Raw genomic sequence first — 21052 nt, forward strand, 5'->3', positions numbered from 1 at the left:
CGGCAGAAAGCCGCCGGCCGCACCGCCCGGGTGTTCACGCCGTAAACACCGGAGGCTCCCGCCTCACCCTCGGACCGAAGGCCCGGGAACCGGCGACCGCTGACGACTTCACCCGCCGGGTGTTCACGCCGTAAACACCGGAGGCTCCCGTCTCACCCTCGGACCGGAGGCCGGGGAACCGGCGACCGCTGACGACTTCACCCGCCGGGTGTTCACGCCGTAAACACCGGAGGCTCCCGTCTCACCCTCGGACCGGAGGCCCGGGAACCGGCGACCGCTGACGACTTCACCCGCCGGGTGTTCACGCCGTAAACACCATCGCTCTCGCAGGAGCACGGTCCCAGCACCGCTTCCCCTCCGGACGATGCCGGAATCAGCAGGCGGTGTTCACGGCGTAAACACCCTGTCCCTCGACACCGAGGGCATGGCGGCCGCCTGCGCGTTCGCCGTGACAGCGCTCTGCGAAAGGTCTCCACTCGGCCTTCCCGGTCGGCCGTACGCCGATTTCAACGGGAAGGGGGAGCGGGGAACCCTGCGGCCGCCCTTCCGGACGTCCGTGCCGTGAACACCGCGCCGCCCGGGTGGTCTCGCGGTCGCGCGCGGCGTCTCCCGTCTCCGCGCGATGTGGCGGGCCGGGCGGCCGAGCGGCCGGGTGTCAGCGGGCCACCGTGGCGGAGAGCAGCTCCACCAGTGTCTCCAGATCCTCCCGGGAGAGCCGGGCCCGCAGCTCCGCTGCGATCACCGACGGCGGCCCGAGGGGGATGACACCGCGGTCCCGTCTGCCGGTTCCGGTCTGCCGGGGGACGGCGGGCCCGACCTCCTGGGTGTTCACGCCGTGAACACCCCCCCGGCTCCGGCGCTCCTCCGCAGTAGGCGGGACGGCCGGTGGAACCGGCAGGGCCTGCTCCTCCGGGGGGAGCTTTCCGATCTCCCGGGCGTCCTCCAGCTTGAGCGTGCCGTCCATCAGGGCCTGCTGGAGCTCGGGCCTGAGCCTGAGCAGCACCAGCCGCTGGGATCCCCAGCCGGGGGACTTGCCCACCCTGCGGCAGGCCTCCCGCAGCGAGATCTCGCGCAGCTCCATCAGCCGCTGCAGCGCCCGCGCCTCCTCGAGCGGCGTCAGGTCGTCGCGCTGGAAGTTCTCGATGAGGGTGCGCTCTTCGGCGGACTCGGCGGAATCGCGCACCTTGACCGGCACCTCGGCGAGCCCGGCCAGCGCGGCCGCGTGGCGGCGCCGGTGGCCGTGCTGGATGACGTACGGCCGGTCGCCGATCTCCTCGCCGTGGTGCGGGTGGACGGCCAGCCAGATGTCCCGGGGGACGACGACCAGGTCCTGCAGCACGCCCTCGTCGCGGATCGTGTCGGCGAGCCCTTCCAGGTCCCGGAGGCTCTCCCGGGGGTTGTCCGGGTTGTCGGCCAGGTCCTCCAGCCGCAGGGTCTCCGGCCGCCTGGCGGCCGCGACGGTCACCGGGGCAGGGGCCGGGGCCTTCGCTTCGGGCTCGGCCGGCTGGCCGACCATCAGCGCCGCGAGACTCGTCCTCTTCCCCGCCATCACTGCTTCCCGTTCCGCATCTGCCCGTGCTCCAGGGCGAGCCGGTAGAAGTCCTCGCGCGCCTCCATCGCCACCCGGTTCTTGGGGTACTGGGTGACGACCAGGCCCTCCGCCGACGCGCGGGAGTGGATCTTGTAGTGTCTGATCACCGTGTTGGCCAGCGGCCAGCCCTGGTTGCGTACGAACTGCAGGGTGTCGTCCAGGTCGGCGCGGCCGTCGCGCGGGTCCCAGTTGTTGGCCACCACGAGATAGGGCAGCTTCCGGGGCTTGACGACCTTCTCGATCGTGTTGAACGTCGGCTGGAACGACAGCGGCTCCGGCTCGATGGGGACGATCACGTCGTCGGCGTTGTCCAGTACGGCACGCAGCGCCTCGGCGGCCTTGCCGTCCCCGAGTGGGTCGTCGGAGGAGGCCCCGTCCGACAGGTCGAGCCAGCCGGGGGTGTCCACCCACACGTCGGTGACGTGCGGGATGTGGCGGAGGCCCGCCAGCCCGGCGATGTCGTCGTGGGCCTGGACGAAGTCGAAGGGGAGGGCGTCGCCGACCCGCTCCGACCACCAGACGGCGGATCCCTGCGGGTCGATGGAGACCGTGACTACCGGGGGGTTCTCCCCCGCCACCCCGCCCACGGTGTCCGCCGTGACGGCGGCGAGGTTGACGGCGAGCGTGGACTTGCCGACGCCGCCTTTCTGATTGAGGACAACATGCACTCTGGCCACGTCGGGCTCCTGTTCCGTGTGCTTCCCGTTCCGGTACTTCGGATCAGGAGGCCAACTATTCCAGATGCCTCCGGTGTTTACGCCGTGAACACCTGTGGCCCGCGTGGTGTCAGGTGCTCGTGATGAAGGGGGTCGGGTGCTCATGAGGAAGCCGGATCGGCGCGCCCGGTCCCCACGCGCCGTGACGGACGGCCGCCGTCTCCCGGGTGAGAGAGGTCAGGGGCGTCCCATGCCGTCCGCCCGCGGGTGGAGATCGCAACCGTCCTCGGTCACAACCGGCCAGCATGTCTCCCTATATAGGGACATAACTCCTTAGATCATCACTCGGCGTTCTTCCGATGCGCGGGACGGCTGAGCGTAATGTGAAATGAGACCGCTCCAGTCAGGGATGGGAACCATGTCCGGTCCTGAAGGCTGACTGCCGCGGCGTCCCTTCGAGTGATCCGTGTCGTCCACGACCGTGACGCGCGGAGCGGAAGGAAAAGATCGCAATGATGACGATGATCCGACGTGCACTGGTGATCACAGGAACCGTTGCGGCCCTAGGGCTCGCCGGTCAGAGTGCCGCCCTGGCGGACACCGACCACCCGTATCCCTACTACGGCGGCTATGGCTACGGCCCCGGTTGGGGTAGCAGCTGGTACTACTCGAACTACCAGTTCGCCGGGCCGTACGGGGCCAGCAGCAACTACCTGTACAGCTACGCCTGGTGAGCGGGCCCGTCACGGCGGCCCGCAGGCCGGGCCGCCGTGACGGAGCATCCGAGCACCACGTGCCCGGGCCCGCCGGCCCGGGCACGGTGACATAGAGGACCGTAATCCCGAATAGGGACCGTCCGAAAACCGCCCCGCAGTGGACGGGCCCGCAGCCCGGCCCGTCGGCAGCGAGCCCGGCGTCCGGCCCGTCGGCAGCGAGCCCGGCACCGCGGCCCTCACAGGCCCGAGCCGTGCATGGGGTTGTGCTTCCAGCGGTCCACGTCGCGGATGTACTTGAGCAGTTCGGCCGAGCCGTCGCGCCAGCCGCCGTGGCGGCCGATGGAGACCAGGTCGGCCCCCGCGGTGTAGGCGCCGGTCGCGCCTCCCGCCCGCAGGCTGTGCGCGCTGAGGCCGTCGACCGCCAGCCCGGCCCGGTGCGCGGCCCGGATGAGGATCCTGCCGATCGCGTAGCCGGTGAGGCGCCCGTCCGCGGGCCCGCGGCCGGAGGGCGTCGCGCCGGGCACGCCCGCGACGACGCCGTGCCGGTCGACACGGCGCAGCAGCGGACCGGTCACGGCGCCGTGCGCGGCCAGCAGCTCCCGCCAGGCGCGCAGGGTGCGCACGGGGCAGGTCAGCGGATCCGAACCGTACGGCACGGCCACCTGCCGCCCGGTCGCGGCCTGGTCGGTCTTCGACCTGCGCACAGTGACGACGAGTCCCTGCTCGACCTCGGTGACGTCGGCCAGGTCGAGACCGGCGAGCTCGCTGCGGCGGGCCATCATGGCCCAGCCCAGCACGACCGCCAGCCGGTCGCGCAGGTCCGCCGGGGCGCCGGTGTCGAGGGCGGCGGCGATCCGCCGCAGGTGGGCGACCGCGAGCGCGGCCGCCTGGCGCTGGTTGGGCAGGCCCGCGGCGGCGCGCTCGCCCCGGTACGCCCTGCGGACGGCGCGGGCGGCGGTGGTGTCGGGCGGGGTCAGGCCGCTCACGCGGTGCGCGGTGCGGATGCCGGCGATCGCCCGGGTGATGGTCGCCGGGGCCTTGCCCTCGTCGGCGAGGACGGAGACGTACTCGGCCAGGGTCTCGGCGGTGGCGGGCAGCGCCGTACGGCCCGACCTCCCGCACCAGGCGGTGAACCGGTTCCAGTCCCCCGCGTAGGCACGGCGGGTGGCCTCCGGCACGCTGGCCGCAATGCGGGCCGCGGTCGAGGCCGACACCACGGCGTCGGGCGGCATCACGCGGGACGGCACCGCATCGAGCAGCACTGCACCGGACGGCATCGCGGCGGACGGCACCGTGTCCGGCGGCATCGCGGCGGACGGGTCCGCGCCCGGTGGCGCCGCGCCGGTCTCCGGGGCGGCTTTCCCCCGGACGACCCGCTCCACCGCGCTCCGCCCGTCCGCGGCGGGGCGGACGGAGACGTCCGCCGAGGCGGAGACGCCCGTCCCGTCGTCACCGGTCATCGATCGCCTCCCCGGCGTACGGCGCGCGGCGCGGCACGCGGCCCGGCCACGCCCGCCTCGGATACTCCCAGGTCCGCGATCATACGGCCAGGCCCGCCCTGAGCCGCGGGCTCCGCCGTACGGGCGCCGGCTCCACGGGGGCCCCGCGGACAGGGGAGTCCGCTCAGAGCGAAGTGTGCTCAGTTCCGCCCCGCGCCTGCCGATCGGGCCGCCGTACGGCGTCAATCACGGAGGACCACATGCGGCGCGTCAGGATCGGGGTACGGCTGGCGGTGGCGTTCACCGCGTTGCTGACGCTGCTGGCAGTGATCGCGGTGATCTCCTTCCTCGCGATCCAGGACCAGCGGAACACCGCCGCGCAGGTCCGGGACCTCCAGGTGCTCACCAGCCAGGCCAAGGAGATCAAGTTCTACGCGGCCGGCATGAGCGGCTGGCAGAGCGCCTACATCTCCGACGTCCACCGCCTGGGCGCCGACCGGGCGTTCGGCGGCGACTCGGTCAACTACAAGGCCTGGCAGCAGGAGCGCGAGCGCTTCGAGAAGTTCCTGCCGCAGGTGGCCACCGCCTCGATGACCGAGGCGGAGCGGAAGCTGTTCGAGCGGGTCGGCGCCGAGTCCGAGACGTACTTCGTCCTGAACGACACGATCGTCGAGACGTTCAGGCCGGGCACCCCCGAAGCCCTCTGGAAGGGCGACCAGCTGGCCGTCTACGACAGCTGGAACACCTACTACCGGATCCTGCGGGCCTCGCAGCAGCTGGCCCAGTCCGTCGACCAGCGCAGCCAGGCCGCGGTCGAGGCCTCGTCCGAGGCGGCCGCCTCCGCCCAGCGCGCGATCACCGTCGGCACGGTGCTGGCCCTCGCGCTCGGCTGCGCCCTGGCGTGGCTGGTGACCCGGAGCATCGTCAACCCGGTCACCACGGCCCGGGACGCCCTGCGTACGGTGGCCGGCCGCAGGCTCGACGTGGAACTGCCCACCGAGGGCGCGGACGAGCCCGCGCAGATGGCGGAGGCGCTCAACGAGGCGCTCGCCGCGGTCCGCACCGTCGTCACCGACGTGGCCGCCCACGCGGGGACGCTCGCGGACATGTCGGCCGAGCTGGACGAGGTCACCCGCGTCTTCGCCGACAGCGCGACCAAGACCTCCGAGCAGGCCGGGGCCGCCGCCGCGGCCTCGCAGGAGGTCAGCGACAGCGTGCGCAGCGTCGCCGAGGGGTCGCGTGAGATGGGCGGCGCGATCGAGGAGATCTCCCAGAACGCCTCCGACGCGGCCCGGGTCGCCACCGAGGCGGTGGCCGTGGCGAAGTCGGCCAACGCCACCGTCGTCCAGCTGACCTCGTCGTCCTCCGAGATCGACCACGTGGTCAAGCTGATCACCAGCATCGCCGAGCAGACGAACCTGCTCGCCCTCAACGCCACCATCGAGGCCGCCCGCGCGGGGGACGCCGGCAAGGGCTTCGCCGTCGTCGCCCACGAGGTCAAGAACCTGGCGCAGGCGACCGCCTCCGCCACCGAGGAGATCGGCCGGCTCGTCCAGGCCATCCAGAGCGACAGCGCCGCCGCGGTCGGCGCCATCGGCCGGATCAGCGAGGTCGTCGCGGGCATCAGCGACTACCAGATGACGATCGCGAGCGCGGTGGAGGAGCAGACCTCGACCACGAACGAGATGAACCGCAGCGTCGCCGACGCCGCCGGCGGCGCCTCCCGGATCGCGGAGAGCATCACCGCCGTGGCCTCCTCGGCCTCCGCCGTCGACGCCGACGTCTCCCGCTCGCGCCGTACCGTCGCCGAGCTCACCGGCGTCTCCCGCCGGCTGCGCGAAGCCGTCGAGCAGTTCCGCTACTAGGCCGTGTCCGATGCACGATCACGGCCGGTCGGCGCGTACGCACCGCGAGGACGGCGCGCTCACGCCGTGAGCACGCCGTACGTCCCGCAGGATCACCCGGATCCGCACGTCAGAAGCCCGCAGGACCTCACAGATCCGCACGTCAGAAGGAAGAGCACAGTGGCTGACAGGCCCCACAGGAGCAGGATCGCGCTGGCCGCGCTGGCCACCGCCGCCGCCACGGCGCTCGCCGGGTGCGGGACCGAGGCGGAGCCGGTCGTGCGCGCAGCCGCCGCGGGCGGCGACGGCCTGGGACTGGAGCAGGTCCGGGTCGGCCTGGCCTTCGACCAGGGCGGCCGGGGCGACAAGAGCTTCAACGACGCGGCGGCCGCGGGCCTGGACCGGGCGAAGAAGGAGCTGGAGGTCGACGGCGCCGAGGTCACCCTCTCCGAGGAGACCGAGGAGGAGCGGACCGCCAGGCTGCGCGAGCTGGCCGAGCAGGGCCGCAACCCGGTCATCGCGGTGGGCTTCCTGTACGCCACGTCCCTCAAGAAGGTCGCCGCGGAGTTCCCCGGCACCACCTTCGCGATCGTCGACGACGACTCCTTCACCGCGCCGAACGTGGTCTCCCTGGTCTTCGCCGAGGAGCAGGGCTCCTACCTGGCCGGCGCCGCCGCGGCGCTGAAGTCCCGCTCCGGCAGGGTGGGCTTCATCGGCGGCGTGCGCATGCCGCTGCTGCAGAAGTTCGAGGCGGGCTTCGCGGCGGGCGCTGCGAAGGCCCGGCCGGGCGTGCGGGTCAGCGTCGACTACATCTCCACACCGCCGGACTTCGGCGGTTTCGGCGCGCCCGACAAGGCCAAGAAGATCGCCGAGGGGATGCTGGCGTCCGGGGTCGACGTCATCTACACCGCGGCCGGCGGGTCCGGCGCGGGCACGCTGGAGGCGGTCGCCGCGCGCAGGGGCGCCTGGGCGATCGGGGTGGACACCGACCAGTACCAGACCGCGGACGCCGGTGTCAGGGACTCCATCCTGACCTCCATGGTCAAGCGGGTGGACAACGCCGTCTTCCAGGAGATCCAGGCCTTCATCAAGGGCGACCGCAGCGGCGGCGTCAAGCGCTTCGACCTCAAGACCGACGGCGTCGGTTACGCGACCTCCAACACCGAGGCGGTGGCCCCGCTGCAGCGGAAGGTCGACGCCGTCCGCCGGCGGATCCTCGACGGGACCGTCACCCCGCCGACCGAGCCGTGAGCAGCCCGGCCCGGTGACGACCCGGGCCGTGAGCAGCCCGGTCCGGTGACGACCGGGCCATCGAGCCGGGAGCCGAGCGGGGAGCCGATCCGGGCGCTCCTCCGGTCACCTGATCCTCCGGTTCATCCGGTCCCGCCGCCGGCCGGTCTGCGCGCCAGGAGGCAGCCCTGCGCGTGCCTCTCGCCCCCCTCGGGTTCGCGCAGCAGCCGGACGGTCGTCTCGAACCCGGCCCGGCCGAGCAGGTCGGCGACGAGGTCGACCGGCCACCGGTAGGCGGGCGCCACCTTGTGGTCGTACGGCTCCGCCGCGCGCAGCGACCCGTCGCCGGACAGGAAGCCGAGCAGCAGGTGACCCCCCGGGGCCAGCACCCGGTGGAACTCGCCGAAGACCTCCGGCAGCCGCTCCGGCGGCGTGTGGATGGTCGAGTACCAGGCCAGGACGCCGCCGAGGGAGCCGTCCGGCAGGTCCAGGCCGGTCATCGAGCCCTCGTCGAAGCGCAGGCGCGGGTACGCCCGCCGGGCGATGGCGACCATCTCCGGCGACAGGTCGATCCCGGACACGGTCAGTCCCAGGCCGTGCAGGTGGGCGGTCAGGCGGCCGGGACCGCACCCGAGATCGGCGACCGGCCCTCCGCCGCCGGCCAGCACGAGCTCGGCGAAGACGGCGAGCATCGCCCGGTCCAGCGGCATGCGGTCGAGCGCGCCGCTGACGAACTCGGTGTAGGAGACGGCCATGGCGTCGTAGGAGTCGCGGGTGGTCCGCAGGAAGTCCGGTTCGGTCACGGGAGAGCACCGTATCCCGGCCCGGCCCTCCGGAAGATCGTCCGCGAGGACGATCGACACCGCCGTACGGCCGCGCCGGTTCTGCGCCTCCGGTTGAACGGACGGGACCCGGGGCAAGATCGTCCTTGGTTCCGACCGCCCGCGTCCGTGTCCCGGAGGAGAAGCATGTCCAAGCCCCCGCTGCCCGCCGACGCCGTGGCCATGCTGGCCCGGCCCAACCCGTGCACCATCGCCACGCTGCGTTCGGACGGCGCGCCCGTCTCCGCCGCGACCTGGTACCTGTGGGAGGACGGCCGGGTCCTGGTCAACATGGACGAGGGACGGGTGCGCCTGAAGCACCTGCGGCGCGATCCCCGGGTGACCCTCACCGTCCTGGACGGGGACGGCTGGTACACGCACGTCAGCCTGATCGGCCGCGCCGTCGAACTCCGCGACGACGAGGGCCTGGCCGACATCGACCGCATCTCCCGCCACTACACCGGCAAGCCGTACCCCGACCGGGTCCGCGCCAGGGTGACCGCCGTCATCGAGATCGACCGCTGGCACGGCTGGGGCGCGTTCAAGGACAGCGACCAGGCCTCTCCCTGACCGGCCGGAGACGGAGCCGTGTCTCATCGACCACACGGCGGATCCGCGGTGGTCCCGGTCCGCGGCGGGGCGCCCCCGGCACCCTCCGCGGCTCTCGCGGTCGCGGCGGCGTGCTCGTCGGCGGTCATGCCGCGGTCCTGGGCGCCGTCTCCGCGCTGGCCGTCGTCGCGGTGATCTCCCGGTGAAGCCGCTGGAGAAGCGCGTCGATGACGTCGTGCCGGCATAGTCGGCCGGCAGCAGCCCCGCGGAGACGGCCTCGCCCGGGAGCGGAGCTCTTGTGACGCAACTGCTCGATGCACTGGTCGATGCCGGCCTTGCCGGGACCGGAGACTCTACTGACAACAACCGGGCGCAAATCACTGACAACAACCGGCTCTGGCTCACTTTTGATGATCGTGGTAGCGCGGAGTGAGGGATGGTAGGGCGATCAGCCTGGAGGCCGCACTCGGCAGGGCGGGGTGAGGGCGCTGCGGCTCAGGCGTTGTAGCCGCCGTGGGCGTCTAGCTTGGCGCCTGCGACGTACGACGCGGCGGGGCTGGCCAGGAAGGCGATTGCCGCGGCGATCTCGTCGGGGTGTCCCATGCGTTGCAGGGACAGCGAGCTGAGCAGGGCCTTGAGGGTTTCGGGGTCCGGTGCGTCCATGCCGCCTTCCATCAGCCCGGCTTCCACGACGTTGGCGGTGATGCCTCGGGAGCCGAGGTCGCGGGCGACGCCCATGGTGTACCGTTCGATCCCCGCTTTGGTCGCCGCGTAGTCGGCCACGCCTGGGACGCCGACTCGGGTGCCCAGCCCGGAGCTCACCGTGATGATGCGGCCGCCCTCGCGCAGCACTCGGGAGGCGGCCCGGGTGACGGCGATCACGCCGAGGTAGTTGGTGGCGTGCATCCGGTCCAGGGCGGAGGTGTCGGCATCCGGGTCGTCCACCGTGCCGCTCACCGAGATCGCGGCGTTGTTGACGAGGATGTCCAGGCCACCGAAGTGCGCGACCACGTCGTCGATCAGTGCCGGCGCTTGGCTCACGTCCGCCTGGTCGGACTTGAACGCGGCGACCTTCGCTCCCTTGCCGCGCACCTCGCCGACGATGGCCTGGGCCTGCTTGTCGGAGTTGACGTAGGTGAACGCGACGTCGGCGCCTTGCTCGGCAAGCAGCCGTACGGTGGCGGCTCCGAGCCCGCGGGACCCTCCGGTGACCAGGGCGACCTTGCCTGTCAGCGGCTTGTTCATTCTTCACCTCACTGGTTGACCCTCTTCGAGTTGTCGTAACAGTAATAGTTACATCGCTATGTCGCAACCTTGGCTGTTACGACAGTTGTTGTCGTAACATCGGGAGTTGCGATCGGGAGGAACGGGTTCATGAGCGCCAACAGCAGGTTGACCATCGCCGCCCACGCGCTGGCCTGGATCGGCCTCTACCAGCGCCAGGGCCATGAGGTCGCCACCTCCGAGCAGATCGCGGCCAGCGCGAGCACCAATCCCGTGGTGATCCGCCGGCTGCTCGGCGACCTGCGCCGGGCGGGGCTCGTGGAGTCCCGGCGCGGGGTGGGTGCGGGCTGGTCGCTGGCACGCGACCTGGAATCGATGACCCTGCTCGACGTGTACGAGGCGGTGGAGCCCGGCCCGCTGTTCGCGCTGCACCGCGCCGCCCCCGACCCGGGATGCGTGGTGGGTCACGGCATCCAGCCGGCGATGCAGCGCATCTACGACGTCATCGAGGAGAAACTCCGGTGCGAGCTGGCCCGCGTCACGCTGAAGGACGTGCTCCAGGACGTCCTGGCAGTACCTCGCTAACAACTCCTAACAGAATGATCAGCGGACGAGGCGCCGCCAGCAGATGATCGATGCGGCCAGCGTCATGAAGGCCTCGTGCATGTCGTCGCGGATCTCCCAGCGGATGCGCAGGCGGCGGAACCAGTGCCGCAACGCGATCGTCTGCTCGATCACCCATCGGTGCGCGCCCAGGCCGGAACCGTGCGGGGTGCCCCGGCGGGCGATCACGGGTTTCACGCCCTTGGCCCAGACCATGCGGCGGTGCGTGTCGTGGTCGTAGCCGCGGTCGGCCTACAGCGTCTTCGGGCGTTGCCGGGGCCGCCCGCGCCGGCCCCGGACCGGTGGGATGCCCTTGAGCAGCGGCATGAACTGGGTGACGTCATTGCGGTCGCCCCCGGTCAGGCTGATCGCGAGGGGGATGCCGTTGCCATCGGCGATCACATGATGCTCAGAGCCCGTCTTCCCCCGGTCGACCGGGCTCGGCCCCGTGTTGGGCCTTAGGAGTTGTTAGCGAGAACCCCTCCCCTTCAGGGAGCGGAGGAGTTACCTCAAGACGGTGTACCTACCTATACCTGAGGTGTGCACGTAGTCGGATTCCGGCGGTGAACCGGCTTTTCTATCGTCGTCTCCATGGAGATCATTGAGGCGACACGCGTTGGCAAGCGCTCCCTGGGCCATGCGACCGCCGACACCATGCCATCGGCCATCGGCAGAAGGAAGCGGTCGGCGTGATAGAGGATCCAGCTGTCAGCCGGCCCGGGGTGGCACCGGGCGTTTACCGCATAGACCCGGGTGCGACGACGGTCCGGTTCACGACACGTGCGGTGTTCGGTCTGCTGCCTGTACGGGGGTCCTTCACCGTCGATCACGGCCGGATCTCGATCACCGAGGACATCGGCGACTGCGCTGTGGAGGCGGTGATCCGGGCGGCCAGCTTCGAAAGCGGCAACCCGCAGCGGGACGAGCATGTCCGGTCCCCGGACTACCTCGACGCCGCCGTACATCCCGAGATCGTCTTCCGCAGCCGGAATGTCGGACGATCCGCTGACGGCGTCAGCGTGCAGGGGTCGTTGACCGTGCGGGGCATGACCCGGCCGACGGTCCTGGCGCTCGGCCCGGTCGTCACCGGTGACCGGTGCTTGAGAGTCCGAGCCACGACCGGCATCGACAGGTACGCCTTCGGCCTGACGAGGGCGAAGGGCATGACAGGCCGCCACCTCGGTATCACTCTTGAAGTCACCGCCGTCCTGATCGGGACACAGGCTCTCCTCGCCGGCTGAGCATGAGCCGGTGACAGCGCCGGGTGTCGACAAGACGCAGCGAGGTCGTCCACGCCGACCGAGTCGTCCTTCGCGGCTCTCCGAGCGGGGACACGCGACCGGAACGCACGCCGACACCCTCTGGCCCCCTCCTGGTCGCTCTGCCGAGCTGCTCGAACCGGCTTGGCGTGCGTTCCGGTTCCGCTGCGGGTCCATCCCTACTACGGCTACTCCAGCACAGACAGAAGCGCTGAGGGTGCGTTCTTCGGCCCTTCATTCTGAGTTGCGTTAACCGGGTGTTATCGCAACTCAGAACAAGCTCGAGGAAAATCTTTCGCGAAGCGTGATTCCTTTTAGCGATGACGCGAATGCTTTCGATGTTAGGCTTCGTCCATGATCGGCGACCTCTGTGACCAGGACGACCAGGACGATCCCGAGGAGACCGCGCCGGCCCCGCGGACCGGCTCCGCGCCGGAGCGGCGGACCGAGGACTGCATGCACTGCGGGGAGCCCCTGCCGCCCGAGCCGCTCGACGAGGAGGGGCGGCGCAGGGGAGGCCGCCCCCGGTTCTACTGCCGGAAGGCCTGTGCGGACGCCGCCTCCCGGGCCCGGCGGGCACGGCAGGCCGCCGATCTCACCGAGCCCCTCGCCGAGGCGGGCGCGCTCGCCGATCGGCTGCTGCCCGCCGCCGGGGAGCTCGGCGCCCTGCTGGCGCGGCTCGTCGAGCGCCTGGAGACGGCCGAGACCGGCGCGCTGGCCCGCATCGCCGGAGCCGAGGCCGAGGCGGCGGAGGCGCGGGCGGAGGCTGAGGCGGCCGGACAGCGGGCCGAGCAGGCCGAGCGCCGCCGCCGTGAGGCCCTGGCCGCCGCCCGCGAGGACCGTTCGGCGCGCGAGCAGGCCGAACGGCTGGCCGACCGCGCCCGTGCCGAGGCCGAGGAGGTCCGGCTCCAGGCCTGGCAGGAGGTGGCCGCCCAGGAGCGGTCGCGCGGCCAGGCCGAGGCGGCCCGGGAGGCCGCCGAGACCGGCCGAGCGGCCGCCGAGGCCGAACGCGGGGAGCTGGCCGCCGAACTGCGTGCCGTACGGGAGGAGCTGCGCGGGCTGCGGGCCGCCCATGAGGACAGGGCCGGGCGGCTGGCGGAGGCCGAGCGGGCGCTGGCCGAGGCGGTCGCCGAGTGCACGGCCCTGCGCGAGCAGGCGCGTGGCGCCCGGGAGCGGGCCCAGGAGTTCCAGGTGAGGGCCGAGGCGGCCGAGACCGCGCGCGAGCGGGCCCGCGCCGAGACCGAGACGGCCCGCGGCGAAGCTGCGGCGGCCCGGACCGAGGCCGAGCGCACCCGCCGGGATCTCGATCGGGTCCGCGAGGACCTCCACCGGGTCCGTGATGAGCTCGGCCGGGCCGGTCAGGAGACTGCCTCCGCGAGAGCCGAGGCCGAGCGGGCGCACTCCGGGCGGCTGGCCGCCGAGACCAGGGCGCGGGAACTGCACGCCGCGCTGGAGGCGGCCGAGGCGCGCGGCGCCCGGATGGACGAGCTGCTGGCCGCGCTCTCCTCGCTCACCCCGTCGGCCCCCGGGCGTTCCGCGGATGCGGCCGGAGGGCCGTAGCGGGGAGCACGGGGGCGAGGCGGATCCTCCCCGGTCGGCGAGAGGCGGCGGAGCGCGGGGTCGGGGTTCGGCGTGCCGGTCCGGGTCCGCAGGTCCGGGTCCGGGTCCGCGGGTCAGGGTCCGGGTCCGGGTCCGGGTCAGGGTTCGGCGTGCCGGTCCAGGCCGAGCGTGGCGATGAGGTCCTCGTGGAGCTCGAACCAGACACGGTGGCAGGAGTCGACGTCCGTGCGGTCGACCCAGGCGCCCTCCCCGGCCCGGGCGCGCGCCAGGGCCGCGGCGAACCGCGTGTCGTATCCGCGGAACCGGGTGAGAACGCTCCCGAGCCGGTCGGCGAGGGGTGCGAGCGCCCGGTCGATGTCGGCGAGCTCGCGGAGGATCCTCGCATCCCAGGCGGGGTCGGAATGGTCGTTGACGGCGAGCCGGTCCCCGGCGGCGGGCCGGATCTGCCAGTCGGTGCAGGCCCGCAACAGGCGGGCGTTCAGCGGGAGGAACTCGCGGTGGACGGCCCGGACCTCGTCGGCCCCGCCGACGCGTGCGAGTTCGGCGGCGAGCCGGCGCTCGTTCTCGGCCCGGCCCGAGTCGGTCAGCGACCAGCCCCCGGTGCCGGCGAACGCGGTGTGCCCGACCCAGCCGCGGGCCTCGGCGTCGCGCAGCGCCTCTTCGGTCTCGGCCGCGTCGAGCCCGAACCGGTGAGCGATCACCGAGGTGTCCGCGAACCCGGTGAGGCGTACGGCGTGCAGGACCAGCAGGTCGGGCAGGGAGTCCCGCGTCACGAGCCGTCGTCCTGCCGTGCGGCCAGGCGGGTGTACCGCTGCTGGCACGCCTGCGGGGAGTTGAACCCCATCGCGTGCGCCATCTGCGCCCAGGTCAGCCCTGCGCTCCGGGCCGTGAACAGCAGGCCGGCCTCGAGCTCCTCGATTTCGGCGCGTGCGGCGGGCAGGAGGGCGAGCGCGCTCAGGACGTCCTCCGGCCCCAGGTCGGCCCAGCGCCAGAGGGCGAACTGCACGAGGTCGACCGCCGACGTCGGAGTGGGTGCGGGCCGCCACGGGCGGGCGTCGAGCGCGTCCGCGCCCAGGCGCAGAAGGCGCTCACGGGCGTCCCGCTCACGTTGGGCCCGGACGTGGTCGGTGCGCCCGGCATGAGCGATGTCGTGCTTGCGTTCCATGCGGCCCATGATCCACAATCAACAGAATATTGTCAATTTTCTGTTGAAAGGCTGGGTGGATGATCGTACCGCTCGCGGAGGCGGTCGCCGAGACCTGCGGGGGCAAGGCGGGCGCCCTCGGCGCGATGCTCCGCGCGGGCCTGCCGGTTCCCGGCGGCTTCGTCGTCCCGTTCGCCGCCTACCTCGACGCCGCCCACCTCGGCGCCGTCCCCGACCCGGAGCCCGGGCGGTTCACCGGCGAGCCGGACGGACCCGGCGCGATGCGACGGGCGATCGAGACTCGCCCGCTCCACCCCGCCCTGATCGGTGCGCTGGGACGCGCGCTCGACGAGCTCGGCGATCCGCCCGTGGCGGTGAGGTCGTCGGCGGCGGGCGAGGACACCGCCCAGGCATCGGCGGCAGGCCAGTACGAGAGTTTCCTCGCCGTGCACGGAGCAGACCGGGTCGCCGAGGCCGTCCGGGCCTGCTGGGCCTCGCTGTTCTCCCCCCGGGCCGTCGGCTACCGGCGCGCCTCCCGCCGCGGCGACCGGCCGTCCGGCGCTCCCCGGATGGCCGTCATCGTCCAACGCCACCTGGACGCCGAGGCGTCCGGGGTCATGTTCACCCCCGCGGACCCGGACGACGCCACCCGGATCGAGGCGTCCTGGGGCCTGGGCCCCGGCGTCGTCGGCGGTACGGTCACCCCCGACGCCTACCTCGTCGCCGTCGACGGTTCGGTCACCCGCACCGTCGCGGACAAACGGACCCGCCTCGACCGGCGGGGCACGCGGCTCGTCACCCGTGCGGTGCCCGTCCCCGCCCGGAACCGGTCGACGATCGACGACGCGACCGCCGCACGGCTGGCCGGGCTCGGCAGAGACGTCGCCGCCCTGCTCGGCGGAGCGCAGGACATCGAGTGGGCGATCGCCGGCGGCCGCACCTGGATCCTGCAGGCGCGGCCGGTCACCGCCGCGCTCCCGCCGCCGGCGCCGCCTTCCGGAGCCCCGGACGTCCCGGCCGCCGCGCTCACCGGGACACCGGGCAGTCGCGGGACCGCGACCGGCACCGCGAGAATCGTCCGCGGCCCCGGCGACTTCGCACGCGTGCGCCCGGGCGACATCCTCGTCTGCCCCTTCACCGACCCCGCCTGGACGCCGCTGCTGCGCATCGCCGCCGGCGTGGTCACCGAGACCGGAGGCGTGCTCTCCCACGCCGCGATCGTCGCTCGCGAGCACGCCATCCCCGCCGTCCTCGGCGTCCCGGACGCGACCGGCAGGCTCTGCGACGGCACCGTCATCACCGTCGACGGCACCGACGGCACCGTCACGGCCGCGAACGCTTGACCGACACGAAGGCGCGAGCCGGAGCCCGAACCGGGCGGCGGGCGGTCAGCGGCCGGTCCGGGAGAGGAGCCAGGGCCGCAGGATCGGCAGCACGCGGGCGGGCTGCATGGCCTGCGTGTGGTCGAGCCCGTCCAGGACGCGCACGTCCCAGCCGAGGGCCTCGAGCTCGGCGCGCCGGTCGATGACCGGGGCGGCCAGGCTGACCCGGACGCCGCCCCAGCGCTCGCCGTAGGAGATCTCGTCCGCCGAGCCGACGAAGCACAGGCGGGGGCAGGTGACCCGCGGCTGGGCGGTCCGGTCGTCGAAGTCCTGCAACGCCCGGTAGAGGGTGACGAACTGGCGGGTCTGGGGTTCGGTCAGCGTCACCTCGACGGTCGACCAGTCGAGGTCTCCGGCGTCTCCGGTGCCTCCGGTGCCTCCGGTGCCTCCGGTGCCTTCGGCGTCCCGGGCGGGTTCCTCGAGGGCTCGCCCGTCCCGCGCCGGATCTCCGGACGCCGACTCGCTCTCCGTGCCGTCCCCGGACGCCCGCCCGCTCTCCGTGCCGTCCCCGGACGCCCGCCCGCTCTCCGTCCCGTCCCCGGAGGCCCGCGGGGACGGCGACTCCCGGCACTCGGGCGGGGCGCCCGCGGCGACGGCCAGCTCGTGGGTGGCCTCGGTGACCTTGAGCATCTCCGCGTACGGCCCGGCCAGGGGTGGGAACCCGCCCATGGCCAGCGCCCAGAGGCGGTCGGTGCGGACGGCGAGCTGGAGTCCGCTGAGGGCCAGCCAGGAGTAGCCGTAGTAGGCGAACCTGCCGGCGCCGACGGCGTCGGCGACCGCCAGCAGATCGGTGGCGACGGCGTCGGGGGTCAGGGTGCCGGGTTTCGGGGCGGCCATGACATGGCCCTCGTAATCGAAGGCGACGACCCGGAACACGTCGCTCAGCCCTTCGACGAGGGAGCGGCCCAGCGCGGGGTCCATGCCCCAGCTGCGCAGCTCCTCCGCCCGCTCTCCGGCGGCCGGCCGGGGATCGACCGGGAGCAGCAGGGCCGGGCCGGTGCCGTGCACCTCGATCTCGATCACGCTTCCGTCGTGCAGTCTCGCCTCAGGCATGGGATCTCCGTTCCTTCACCGGTGCGGCGCCGGGGCTGATAACTCCATACGCCATAAACTGATCTCGGAGATGATGATAGCTTATGCTATAAGGAGTTAATTCGTGAGCGTGTTCGCAGGTCAGGGCGATGCCGAGCGGTCGATGGCGCTGCTGTGGGGCGGGCCGGAAGCGCCGCGGAACCGCACCGGTGACGCGCGCAGGGCTCCGGGGCCCAAGCGCGCGCTGAGCGTCGGCGCCATCGTGGAGGCGGCGATCGCGGTGGCCGACGAGGCGTCCACGGCCGAGGTCTCCCTGCGCGCGGTGGCCGAGCGGCTCGGCTGCACCTCCATGGCCCTGTACACCTACGTGCCGGGCAAGGCGGAGCTCCTGGACCTGATGTACGACCGGGCGCACGCCGAACTGCCCGGCCGGTACGACCTGAGCCGGGGCTGGCGGGCGGCGGCGACCTCGTGGGCCGTGGAGCTCAGGTCGTTCTACCTGCGGCATCCGTGGGTGCTGCGGGTGTCCTACGCCCGCCCCGTGCTGGGTCCCCACGAGCAGGCCGTACTGGAGTCGCTGGCGGGCGTCCTCTTCCACACGGGACTGCCCGCCGCGACGCTGCGCGCCGTGGTGTCCGCGCTGTTCGGCTTCGTGCGCGGCAACGCCCAGGCGGCGGCCGAGTCGCGGCTCGCCGCCGCCGCGACCGGCGTGTCGGACCAGGAGTGGTGGGCCGGCCGGTCGGCTCTGCTGGCGCGCCTCGCCCCCGACTTCGCCGAGCGCTTCCCCATGTCGGTACGGCTCTCCGCGCAGGACCCGGCTCCCGCCCCCGTTCCGGCCCGTGACGACGAGCCGATTCCCGATTCCGTCCCGGTCTGTGACGACGAGCCCGCGCCCTACGTGGCGCGGCAGGCCGACGAGGCCTTCACCGTCGGGCTGGCCGTACTGCTCGAAGGGGTCGAGGCCACCCGGAGCCGTCTGCTCCCGCCGGCTGCGCCCTCGCCCGAGGCGCCCTGAACCACGCCGAACCCACCGCGGGGGCGGCCGGAATACGCCAGAAGGGGGCCGTGGGCTGCTGTAGTCGCAGCTCAGCGGGTTCGGCGATAGTGGCGACCATCCCCCGGCCCGGCGGTGCGGCCGGCCAGCAGGCGGGGCAGGGTGCGGGCGGTGGGGTCCGGTGAGCTGGGGAACGCCACGACGGACACGGGCCGTCCTCCTGCACGTGGATGTGACACATAATGTTGCCGAGTCGCCTGCGGCGCGGCGGAGGCCGAACTGGGCGGACAGGATCCGGCGGCCGTCAGTGTGACTGATGATTCATCTTCCGTGTCACATTCTTCGGCCCGCCGTCTCTCCTGCAGGGTGCACTCCGGTCAGCGCAAGGGTGAGCAGCCGGTCGGCCTGGGCCGCACCGTCGGGTTCCTGCTCAACGGCCAGGCAGATGGCGTTGACGAGTTTGAGCAGATCCGTGATCGAGACGTCGGGCCGTGCGGCGTTCGCCCGGCACGCGCGGGCCAGCAGGTCTGCTCCCGCGTTGGTGATCATGCTGTGGCAGGTGGCGCCCAGGGTGGGATCGCCGTCCTGAGCTCCCCGCATCAGCGAGGCGGCCAGGCCCCGGTTGGACACGGCGTGCCTGGCGACGGCTCCCAGCCAGGTCGCCAGCGCGTGCCCGGGATCGGGGTCGGCGGCCAGGTCGGCGGCGGTGGCGCACAGGGCCTCGACCTTGTCGCGGAAGACGGCCTCCAGCAGCCGCTGCCGGGAGGGGAAGTGGCGGTGCAGCGTGGCCGAGCCGACGCCGGCGCGCCGGGCGATCTCCTCCAGGGACGCTTCGGCCCCCTGCTCGGCGATGGCCTCGGCGGCCGCGGCCAGGATGCGGTCGTAGTTGCGGCGCGCGTCCGCGCGCATGGGCCGCGTGGGCGAGGTCGTACGGCTGTCTGGCGGCATGTGACCTCCGAGCGGGCTTGTAAAACGGGGTGGCCCTCCATATCGTACTCACCCATAACCGGAGGGACACCCCATTTAAGTGGGCGGCCTCCGCATGCCTACTGTCGGGAGACACATCGTGAAGACCATCGTGGTGGTCGGGGCCACCGGCCTGCAGGGCCGAGCCGTGACGGCGCGGCTGCTCGCCGACGGCCGGCGGGTACGGGCGGTGACGCGCGATCCGGATGCCGCGCCGGCCCGGGCGCTGGCGCAGGCGGGCGCCGAGCTCGTCCGCGCCGAGATGGACGACGTCGCCTCGCTCGTCGCCGCCGCCGAGGGCACCTACGGCCTGTTCAGCGTGCAGCCCACCGTCGGCTCCCCGGGCACCCCGGCAGGCTTCTCGGCCGAGGACGAGGTCCGCTGGGGCTGCAACGTCGCCGACGCGGCCCACGCCGCCGGTGTGCGGCACCTGGTCTACGCCTCGCTCGCCGGCGCGGACCGCCACAACACCGAGAAGCTGCCGGACAACACGATCAACAAGTGGCGGATCGAACAGCACATCACCCGGCTTGGCCTGCCCGCGACCTTCCTGCGCCCGGTCTCCTTCATGGAGAACTACACCGGTGCCTACCACCTGCACGACGGCGCCGTGGCCACCGCGTTCGCCGCCGACACGCCGCAGCAGATCATGGCCGTCGACGACGTCGGCGCCTTCGCCGCGCTGGCCTTCGCCCAGCCGGGCGAGTGGATCGGCCGCGCGGTCGACCTGGCCGGGGACGAACTGACCCCACGCCAGATCGCCGCGGCCATCTCCGAAGCCGTCTGCCGGCCGCTGCCATACGTCCAGATCCCGATCGAGGTGATCGCGCAGATCGGCGAGGAGTTCGCCTACGCCTACACCTGGCTCAACGAACGCGGCTACCGCGCCGACGTCGCCTTCACCCGCGCTCTGCACCCCGGCCTGATGGACCTGCGCACCTGGCTGCAGCGGACGGGAGCGGCCCAGATCGCCGGCTTCCTGGCCGCCCAGGACACCGCCGAGCAGAACCGATGAACGCGCTCGCCCTCGGACGGGTCGGCATCTGGGCGGGCGAGATGGACCGCTATCCCGCCCTTGCCCTGCGCCAGGCGGCCGCCGCCATTGAGGACCTCGGCTATCCGGCCCTGTGGTTTCCCGAGACGACCGGCCGCGAGGCGATGGCCCAGGCCGCTCTGCTGCTGTCGGCCACCCGGCAGACGGTCATCGCCACCGGCACCGCCAGCATCTACGCCCGCGACGCGGTCAGTGCCGCGGCCGCGCAGCGCACCCTTGCCGAGGCCTTCCCCGGACGGTTCCTGCTCGGCCTCGGCGTCAGCCATCCCGCCCTGGTCACCGACGTGCGCGGCCATCGCTTCGGCCCGCCGGTGGCGACCATGCGCGCCTACCTGGACGCGATGGAGGCCGCCCCGTTCGGCCCGCCGGCTGCTCCCGGGGCGCCTAGAGTGCTGGCCGCGCTGGGCCCGAAGATGCTCCAGCTCGCCGCCGAACGCGCCTGCGGCGCCCACCCGCTGGGCATGCCGGTCGAGCACACCCGCCGGGCCAGAAGCCTGCTCGGGCCGCAAGCGCTGCTGGCGGTCACCCAGCTCGTTGTCCTGGACTCATCCCGCGCCCGCGCGGCCGAGTCGGCCCGGGCTCACGCGGCCGCTGCCCTACCCAACCGGCTCGCACTGCTGCGCGACCTGGGATTCGACGACGCCGAATCCCTCGACGGCCGGCTGGTCGACGCCCTGGTGGCCACCGGCGGGGCCGAGGACATCGCTCGGCGGGTTGAGCTGCATCTCGACGCCGGTGCGGATCACGTCAGCCTGCACGTGCTGACGGCCACACCAGATGAGCCGCCATTGCGTCAATGGCAGGAACTTGCCGCGCAGTTGCTGTGAGCGAGCTCCTGATCAGGCCATCCAGGAACGGGCTGGGACGTGCCGGTCCGTCATCATGCCACCCCTTCAACGGGCATCAGGCCAGGGCCGCGGCGCTCAAGCCGCGGCCGTCTCCGCCGCCGCCGCGGCCCCCGGCCCCACGACCGCCACCCCGCCCCCGC

Annotated in this window: 21 protein-coding genes and 1 pseudogene; 12 read left to right on the plus strand and 10 right to left on the minus strand. The window is 72.9% G+C overall.

Annotated features, from left to right (window positions below; genetic code table 11):
* Window positions 1-655: 655 nt before the first annotated feature.
* Both IEZ07_RS34125 and IEZ07_RS34130 read right to left on the minus strand, forming a co-directional pair.
* Window positions 656-1549 (minus strand): ParB/RepB/Spo0J family partition protein, encoded by an 894-nt coding sequence (locus IEZ07_RS34125; protein WP_191898577.1) that lies wholly within the window; start codon window positions 1547-1549, stop codon window positions 656-658.
* A complete protein-coding gene (locus IEZ07_RS34130; RefSeq protein ID WP_204054776.1) occupies window positions 1549-2268 on the minus strand; it encodes a nucleotide-binding protein in 720 nt (239 codons plus the stop codon). Before IEZ07_RS34130 ends, IEZ07_RS34125 begins: the two co-directional genes overlap by 1 nt.
* Window positions 2269-2759: 491 nt before the next feature.
* Between IEZ07_RS34130 and IEZ07_RS34135 the strand changes: the two genes are divergently transcribed.
* Window positions 2760-2981, plus strand: a complete 222-nt coding sequence (locus IEZ07_RS34135) for a hypothetical protein (RefSeq protein WP_068904515.1) — start codon at window positions 2760-2762, stop codon at window positions 2979-2981.
* A 218-nt stretch (window positions 2982-3199) separates the two neighbouring features.
* Here IEZ07_RS34135 and IEZ07_RS34140 read toward each other — a convergent pair whose 3' ends face one another.
* Window positions 3200-4423 (minus strand): tyrosine-type recombinase/integrase, encoded by a 1224-nt coding sequence (locus IEZ07_RS34140; RefSeq protein ID WP_191898579.1) that lies wholly within the window; start codon window positions 4421-4423, stop codon window positions 3200-3202.
* A gap of 239 nt (window positions 4424-4662) precedes the next feature.
* Between IEZ07_RS34140 and IEZ07_RS34145 the strand changes: the two genes are divergently transcribed.
* The gene (locus IEZ07_RS34145; protein ID WP_191898580.1) at window positions 4663-6267 is read left to right on the plus strand and encodes a methyl-accepting chemotaxis protein; all 1605 of its coding nucleotides are present in this window, start codon (window positions 4663-4665) and stop codon (window positions 6265-6267) included.
* A 159-nt stretch (window positions 6268-6426) separates the two neighbouring features.
* Window positions 6427-7497, plus strand: coding sequence for a BMP family lipoprotein (locus tag IEZ07_RS34150; protein ID WP_204054775.1), 1071 nt, complete (start codon window positions 6427-6429; stop codon window positions 7495-7497).
* A 122-nt stretch (window positions 7498-7619) separates the two neighbouring features.
* Here IEZ07_RS34150 and IEZ07_RS34155 read toward each other — a convergent pair whose 3' ends face one another.
* Window positions 7620-8279 carry a class I SAM-dependent DNA methyltransferase gene (locus IEZ07_RS34155; protein ID WP_191898581.1) on the minus strand — a complete coding sequence of 220 codons (660 nt, stop codon included), beginning with the start codon at window positions 8277-8279 and terminating at the stop codon, window positions 7620-7622.
* Between the two features lie 165 nt (window positions 8280-8444).
* Here IEZ07_RS34155 and IEZ07_RS34160 point away from each other — a divergent pair, with 165 nt between their 5' ends.
* Both IEZ07_RS34160 and IEZ07_RS36125 read left to right on the plus strand, forming a co-directional pair.
* Window positions 8445-8867: a PPOX class F420-dependent oxidoreductase gene (locus tag IEZ07_RS34160; RefSeq protein ID WP_068904506.1), complete on the plus strand. Its 423-nt coding sequence runs from the start codon at window positions 8445-8447 to the stop codon at window positions 8865-8867.
* Window positions 8868-9144: 277 nt separating this feature from the next.
* Complete coding sequence (locus tag IEZ07_RS36125; RefSeq protein ID WP_275413886.1) at window positions 9145-9279, plus strand: hypothetical protein; 135 nt, start codon at window positions 9145-9147, stop codon at window positions 9277-9279.
* A 62-nt stretch (window positions 9280-9341) separates the two neighbouring features.
* On the opposite strand, the gene IEZ07_RS34165 is transcribed toward IEZ07_RS36125, so the two are convergent.
* Window positions 9342-10091 (minus strand): SDR family NAD(P)-dependent oxidoreductase, encoded by a 750-nt coding sequence (locus IEZ07_RS34165; RefSeq protein ID WP_191898582.1) that lies wholly within the window; start codon window positions 10089-10091, stop codon window positions 9342-9344.
* A gap of 129 nt (window positions 10092-10220) precedes the next feature.
* Between IEZ07_RS34165 and IEZ07_RS34170 the strand changes: the two genes are divergently transcribed.
* Window positions 10221-10655 carry an Rrf2 family transcriptional regulator gene (locus IEZ07_RS34170; protein ID WP_191898583.1) on the plus strand — a complete coding sequence of 145 codons (435 nt, stop codon included), beginning with the start codon at window positions 10221-10223 and terminating at the stop codon, window positions 10653-10655.
* Window positions 10656-10673: 18 nt separating this feature from the next.
* On the opposite strand, the pseudogene IEZ07_RS36130 reads toward IEZ07_RS34170, so the two are convergent.
* Window positions 10674-11120, minus strand: a pseudogene (locus tag IEZ07_RS36130) (IS5 family transposase); the annotation flags it as partial.
* A gap of 275 nt (window positions 11121-11395) precedes the next feature.
* Here IEZ07_RS36130 and IEZ07_RS34185 point away from each other — a divergent pair.
* Window positions 11396-11914, plus strand: coding sequence for a YceI family protein (locus IEZ07_RS34185; RefSeq protein WP_275413885.1), 519 nt, complete (start codon window positions 11396-11398; stop codon window positions 11912-11914).
* A 372-nt stretch (window positions 11915-12286) separates the two neighbouring features.
* On the plus strand, window positions 12287-13492 hold the full coding sequence (locus tag IEZ07_RS34190) for a coiled-coil domain-containing protein (RefSeq protein WP_191898586.1): 1206 nt from the start codon (window positions 12287-12289) through the stop codon (window positions 13490-13492).
* Window positions 13493-13629: 137 nt separating this feature from the next.
* Here IEZ07_RS34190 and IEZ07_RS34195 read toward each other — a convergent pair whose 3' ends face one another.
* Window positions 13630-14265, minus strand: a complete 636-nt coding sequence (locus IEZ07_RS34195; protein ID WP_191898587.1) for a transcriptional regulator — start codon at window positions 14263-14265, stop codon at window positions 13630-13632.
* A complete protein-coding gene (locus tag IEZ07_RS34200; RefSeq protein WP_191898588.1) occupies window positions 14262-14657 on the minus strand; it encodes a DNA-binding protein in 396 nt (131 codons plus the stop codon). Before IEZ07_RS34200 ends, IEZ07_RS34195 begins: the two co-directional genes overlap by 4 nt.
* A gap of 59 nt (window positions 14658-14716) precedes the next feature.
* Between IEZ07_RS34200 and IEZ07_RS34205 the strand changes: the two genes are divergently transcribed.
* Window positions 14717-15979 carry a PEP/pyruvate-binding domain-containing protein gene (locus IEZ07_RS34205; RefSeq protein WP_191898589.1) on the plus strand — a complete coding sequence of 421 codons (1263 nt, stop codon included), beginning with the start codon at window positions 14717-14719 and terminating at the stop codon, window positions 15977-15979.
* Window positions 15980-16024: 45 nt separating this feature from the next.
* On the opposite strand, the gene IEZ07_RS36135 is transcribed toward IEZ07_RS34205, so the two are convergent.
* Window positions 16025-17071, minus strand: coding sequence for an alpha/beta fold hydrolase (locus IEZ07_RS36135; protein ID WP_239321273.1), 1047 nt, complete (start codon window positions 17069-17071; stop codon window positions 16025-16027).
* A 103-nt stretch (window positions 17072-17174) separates the two neighbouring features.
* Here IEZ07_RS36135 and IEZ07_RS34215 point away from each other — a divergent pair, with 103 nt between their 5' ends.
* Window positions 17175-18065 carry a TetR/AcrR family transcriptional regulator gene (locus IEZ07_RS34215; protein ID WP_191898590.1) on the plus strand — a complete coding sequence of 297 codons (891 nt, stop codon included), beginning with the start codon at window positions 17175-17177 and terminating at the stop codon, window positions 18063-18065.
* Between the two features lie 312 nt (window positions 18066-18377).
* On the opposite strand, the gene IEZ07_RS34220 is transcribed toward IEZ07_RS34215, so the two are convergent.
* Entirely contained in the window at window positions 18378-18992 is a 615-nt protein-coding gene (locus IEZ07_RS34220) for a TetR/AcrR family transcriptional regulator (RefSeq protein WP_239321270.1), read from the minus strand.
* 118 nt (window positions 18993-19110) lie between these two features.
* Here IEZ07_RS34220 and IEZ07_RS34225 point away from each other — a divergent pair, with 118 nt between their 5' ends.
* Together IEZ07_RS34225 and IEZ07_RS34230 are read left to right on the plus strand one after the other, a co-directional pair.
* Window positions 19111-20025, plus strand: coding sequence for an NmrA/HSCARG family protein (locus tag IEZ07_RS34225; RefSeq protein ID WP_204054774.1), 915 nt, complete (start codon window positions 19111-19113; stop codon window positions 20023-20025).
* Window positions 20022-20891: a TIGR03620 family F420-dependent LLM class oxidoreductase gene (locus IEZ07_RS34230; RefSeq protein WP_191898592.1), complete on the plus strand. Its 870-nt coding sequence runs from the start codon at window positions 20022-20024 to the stop codon at window positions 20889-20891. The genes IEZ07_RS34225 and IEZ07_RS34230 overlap by 4 nt, the downstream gene beginning before the upstream one ends.
* Window positions 20892-21052 lie beyond the last annotated feature (161 nt).

The sequence above is a fragment of the Planomonospora parontospora genome, assembly GCA_014647935.1.
GTDB lineage: Bacteria > Actinomycetota > Actinomycetes > Streptosporangiales > Streptosporangiaceae > Planomonospora > Planomonospora parontospora.